The organism is Vibrio sp. 704 (assembly GCF_033339295.1).
Window position 1 is genome coordinate 1 of sequence record NZ_JAWOUH010000139.1, and the last position, 1015, is coordinate 1015.

Here is a 1015-nt window from a genome sequence, read left to right on the forward strand (position 1 = left end):
AAAAAGACACCATCCCGGGTTTCATCAACGAGGCTTGGACGCGAATTGATGAGCCGGGTGTTTATCGTGGTCAGTGTGCAGAGCTTTGTGGACGAGCTCATGGCTTTATGCCAATCGTAGTCCATGCCATGTCGGAAGATGAATTCGATCAGTGGCTCTCGGGTAAGAAAGAGGAAATCGCGATGCAAAAAGCTGCGGCGCAAGAGGCGCTAACTCAAGACTTGTCTATGGATGAGCTCATGGCGCAAGGCGAAGCGATTTACTCGGCGCGTTGTGCGGTTTGTCACCAAGCTAATGGTGAGGGTATTCCGGGGGCGTTCCCTTCAATTAAAGGCAGTCCTGTCGCGACAGGTGATGTCACCGAACACATCGGTGTGGTTGTTGATGGCCGCGCAGGGACGGCGATGCAGTCTTTTGCTAACCAACTTAGTGATCAAGAAATTGCTGCGGTAATTACCTACCAACGCAATGCTTGGGGAAATGATACTGGCGATACGGTTCAAGCGGCCGACGTCAATGCCTTTAAGGCACAAAAAAGTGCCAAGGAGGAAATATGAGTAAGCCAGCAGACAAAGCCGTAAAATCGGCTCCCGTTGAAGCGCATACCGCAGCAAACGCAACAATTGCACTAGACGACCACGATTCGCACGACGCGCCAAAAGGTATTGCTCGTTGGTTGTATTCCACCAACCATAAAGACATCGGCACGTTGTATCTTTGGTTTAGTTTCACCATGTTCCTAACGGGTGGTGCGATGGCAATGGTCATTCGTGCGGAGCTGTTTCAGCCGGGTTTGCAGCTTGTCGATCCGCAATTTTTTAATCAGATGACAACGGTTCACGGTTTGGTGATGGTGTTTGGTGCGGTCATGCCCGCGTTCACTGGATTAGCAAACTGGATGATCCCGATGATGATCGGCGCACCTGATATGGCGCTGCCACGTATGAATAACTTGAGCTTTTGGATTCTGCCTTTTGCGTTTCTCATTCTGTTGAGCTCGTTGTTCTTACCGGGC

Annotated in this window: 2 protein-coding genes; both read left to right on the forward strand. The window is 50.6% G+C overall.

The window, feature by feature from the left end; translation table 11 throughout:
- A partial coding sequence (locus R7R24_RS25005) for a c-type cytochrome (RefSeq protein ID WP_318119796.1) occupies positions 1-557 on the forward strand: 557 nt, incomplete at its 5' end.
- Positions 554-1015 (forward strand): cbb3-type cytochrome c oxidase subunit I (locus R7R24_RS25010; RefSeq protein WP_318119798.1); only part of this gene is annotated, 462 nt, incomplete at its 3' end. The genes R7R24_RS25005 and R7R24_RS25010, both read left to right, overlap by 4 nt.